Source organism: Dokdonella sp. (genome assembly GCF_039926425.1).
Classification (GTDB): Bacteria; Pseudomonadota; Gammaproteobacteria; order Xanthomonadales; family Rhodanobacteraceae; genus Dokdonella_A.
Genome location: NZ_JBDSWZ010000185.1, coordinates 1 through 3,570 on the forward strand (window position 1 = coordinate 1; position 3,570 = coordinate 3,570).

The 3,570-nt window shown below is 64.9% G+C and carries 4 protein-coding genes; all 4 read left to right on the plus strand.

Annotation, left to right across the window (positions count from 1 at the left end):
* Nucleotides 1-153: 153 nt before the first annotated feature.
* Nucleotides 154-714, plus strand: a complete 561-nt coding sequence (locus tag ABIV12_RS10995) for a GNAT family N-acetyltransferase (RefSeq protein WP_348059184.1) — start codon at nt 154-156, stop codon at nt 712-714.
* The gene (locus ABIV12_RS11000; protein WP_348059186.1) at nt 711-1,085 is read left to right on the plus strand and encodes a VOC family protein; all 375 of its coding nucleotides are present in this window, start codon (nt 711-713) and stop codon (nt 1,083-1,085) included. Before ABIV12_RS10995 ends, ABIV12_RS11000 begins: the two co-directional genes overlap by 4 nt.
* Before the next feature lie 456 nt (nt 1,086-1,541).
* The gene (locus tag ABIV12_RS11005; RefSeq protein WP_348059188.1) at nt 1,542-2,012 is read left to right on the plus strand and encodes a metallophosphoesterase family protein; all 471 of its coding nucleotides are present in this window, start codon (nt 1,542-1,544) and stop codon (nt 2,010-2,012) included.
* Nucleotides 2,013-2,234: 222 nt separating this feature from the next.
* Nucleotides 2,235-3,570: DUF5666 domain-containing protein (locus tag ABIV12_RS11010; protein WP_348059190.1), on the plus strand; the 1,336-nt coding region annotated here is incomplete at its 3' end.

Below are 3,570 nucleotides of genomic sequence, written 5' to 3' on the forward strand. Positions count from 1 at the left end.
CGAGCGAAGCGTCGCGTTCTGGTGGTGGAGTTCCGCGATCTGTCTCGCAATCGGCCTCGTGCATGTCACCGGACTGGTGCGAGCGTGGCCGAACCTGTCGACCCATGCATCGATCACCGCCAGCATGCACACCCCTTCTGTCGAACCCGCACCATGATCGCAGTGCCGACCGACCTTGAGATTCGTCCGCTTGGCGCTTCGGCGGACCTGTGCGTGGAGCTTGCCGACCTGCTGGTCGAGGTCGTCGCCCGCAATGGATCGGTGAGCTTCATGCATCCGCTTGCTCCCGAGGTTGCGCGCGCATTCTGGGAGCGCGCGCTGGCAGCGGCCGATCGGGGCGAACGCATCGTGCTCGGCGCGTGGCTCGATGGCGTCCTCGCCGGCACGGTGTCGCTGCTGCTCGATTTTCCGCCGAACCAGCCACACCGCGGCGAGATTGCCAAACTGATGACGCGTCCTGACCTGCGGGGTCGAGGCATCGCGGCGGCGCTGGTGCGTGAGGCCGAGCGTGTCGCCATCGAGCATCGACGCACACTGCTGGTGCTCGACACCGCGACCGACGGCGGCGCATCGACACTCTACGAGAGTCTCGGCTTCACGCTCACCGGGGAAATTCCGGATTTCGCGCTGACCCCGCATGGGGTGCTGACAGGCACACGCATCTACTGGAAGCGCATCGGTGCGCGACCGTCACACTCCGGAGTCGATCGATGAACCTTGCAACCGTCGAGATCAAGGCCTTCGTCCCCGCGCGGGACTTCGAGCGTTCGAAGGCGTTTTATCAGGCGATCGGCTTCGCGATGCCGTGGTCCGACGACGATCTTGCGTATCTCAATGCCGGCGACTGCAGCTTTCTGCTGCAGCGCTTTCATGTCGACGACCACGCGCGAAATTTCCAGATGCATCTGCTGGTCGACAATGTGGACGACTGGCACGCGCACGTCGTTGCGCAGGACATCGGCACGCGTTTCGGCGTCGACATCGGCGAACCCGAAGATCGCCCGTGGGCAATGCGCGATTTCACGTTGACCGATCCGAGCGGCGTGCTGTGGCGGATTGCGCAGAACATTCCTGCGTCGATCTAGCCGTGACGGTCGGACCGGGATCGCAACCGCCGGCACCTGCATCCACCGTGCATGATGGCGAGCAGTCTCGAAGCCGATCGGGTCCCGCGCACGCGCAACCGCGTTCGCCTCATCCCACGACGACTTCGCTCATCTGGATCACCGGCGACAGATCGCGCGCCGGCGACATTCGGATACATCACGCTGACTTTGATCCTCGACCGCCTCTCGTGGGAAAAAATCGCGCGCGACGACCCGCATCATCCTTCCCCGCGCGCATCGGCGACGCGAAAGCTGCATTCTCCCGTCGAGCGAGGTCGGCGTGCGATCGAGGCAACGATCCAGCCCCGTTGCGGACAAACGTGCGAAGGTGGCAACCGGCCAGCCTCTGGCGCAGCCCGCGCCGCTGCGGTCGAGCGTTCGAAGAGTGAACGAGGCTGCTCGCTTCTTCGACGGCGCAGGCGCATGGAGGTTTGCATGGTTCGAATCGGCGTCATTTCCGACACGCATGGCCTGCTGCGGCCCGAGGCGCTGCAATTTCTGCGGGGCTGCGACCACATCGTGCATGCCGGCGACATCGGCGACCCACGGATCCTCGAAGCACTCGTGCAGATCGCTCCGGTCACTGCCGTTCGCGGCAACAACGACGCGAGTCCATGGGCGCACGCGATCCCCGAGGTGCAGACGCTGCAAATCGGGGTCGTGTCGCTCTACGTCGTCCACGATATCGCCCGGATCGACATCGATCCAGCCACGAGCGGTGTGCGCGTGGTGATTTCGGGACATTCGCACCGGCCTTCGATTCGCGACGTCGGCAATGTCCTCTACCTCAATCCCGGTAGCGCGGGCAGACGTCGTTTCAAACTTCCGGTCGCGGTGGCCGAGGTGACCGTCGATGGCGCTGCGGTCACGGCTCGCGTGGTCGATCTGTTCCCTGTTGCCGAATGAGCGACGTCGGTCGAGGAAGAGGACGGCACCGCACGCCGCGGCGCACTCGGGTCTGAGAATGCTGCACGCCGAACCATCGCCCGATTGCAGCGGTGACCATCATCGCGTGCCGCCGCGGAACGGCACACGTGCAGCGCAGTGCTTCGTGAATTCCGTGTGCGGACGCGTGCTTGCCGGGCACCGGCGCCGCGCGCATAGTGGACAAGATAGAGGAGAGTTCCCATGCGCCCAGCGCTGCTTTTGTCGAGTGCGCTCGTTCTCGGCGCGACGTCTGCATCTGCGGATACCCTTCTCGACATCAACGGACATCCTGTCGTCGTCGGTCCGCAGACCGAGGTCATCATTGATGATCAAGTGCTGGCGCCGGGCGCTGAATTGCCCCATCACGTCGGCATGCGCGTCGAAGCGCGCTACGCAACCGTCGTTCCGAATGGCGTGATCCCCGCAGCGGCCGTCGTCGTGTTTTCGTACGCGGAACGCGGACCGGTCACATCGGTGGACCCGTTGCGGGTGCTTGGACAGGAGGTGACGGTGATCGCCGATATCGGGCTCACCGGCGTGCCCGGAGGACTTGTCGGCAACATCGCGCCTGGGAATCATCTCGATGTCAGCGGCTACGTCGACACCAACGCGACCCTGCTGGCCTCATTCATCGAATTCCTGCCGACGCCGACCCCACGCTGGTTGCTCTCCGGCTACATCACCGCGATCAACGGCGACGAGCTCCTGATCGGTCCGCAGCGCGTCGGCGTGGTGGGCGTGGCTCCGATCGATTGCGGCCAGGCCTTGAGCGTTGGACAGTTCGTCGAGATCCGTGCCGATGCAATCACCGGTTTCAACGCAGGATCGTTGCTCGACTCGGTCACGCGCCTGACCTGCGTCACACCGGTTCCTCTCGGCACGACCGGCGCACTCGGTGCATTGACCGGCCTCGTCGGCACGATCATGTCGCCGACATCGTTCCAGTTCGGCCCGTATGTGGTGACCCATGACGCACAGACCGAGTTCCGTTTCGGCAGCGCCGACGATCTGGTCGTCGGTGCTGCACTCGAGGTCGATGGTGTGTTCGGCGACAACCTCGCATTTGCCGCGCAGGGCATCCAGTTCAGCGCACCGGTCATCCGCATCGAGGGGCCCGTCGATCCGGCGGACGTGCAACCGGGCGCCGATGGCAGCGTCAGCGTGCTCGGCAACACCGTGCGGCGCTCGGCTCAACTGCGCGACGAGGATGCCATCTACGCGACCGGCATCGCACAGCCGCGTCAGATCGAAGTGCGCGGCTATCTCGATCACCTCGGCAACCGTTGGGCAACGCGCGCGCGCCTGCGCGGTGGTCCGGATGCGGGCGATTCACGCGCCGCTGGACCCGTCCAGAGCGTGGCGCGACCATTGCTGGAGGTCCTGGATCTGACTCTCGACAGCACCACCTCGACATTCGAGGATCCCGCCGGCAATGCAATCGATGCGGACACGTTCTTCGCGGGCGCATTGCCTGGCGCGATCGTCGAACAAAGCGGTGCGTGGAATGGAATCGACACGCTCAGCGGCGGAGTCGTTG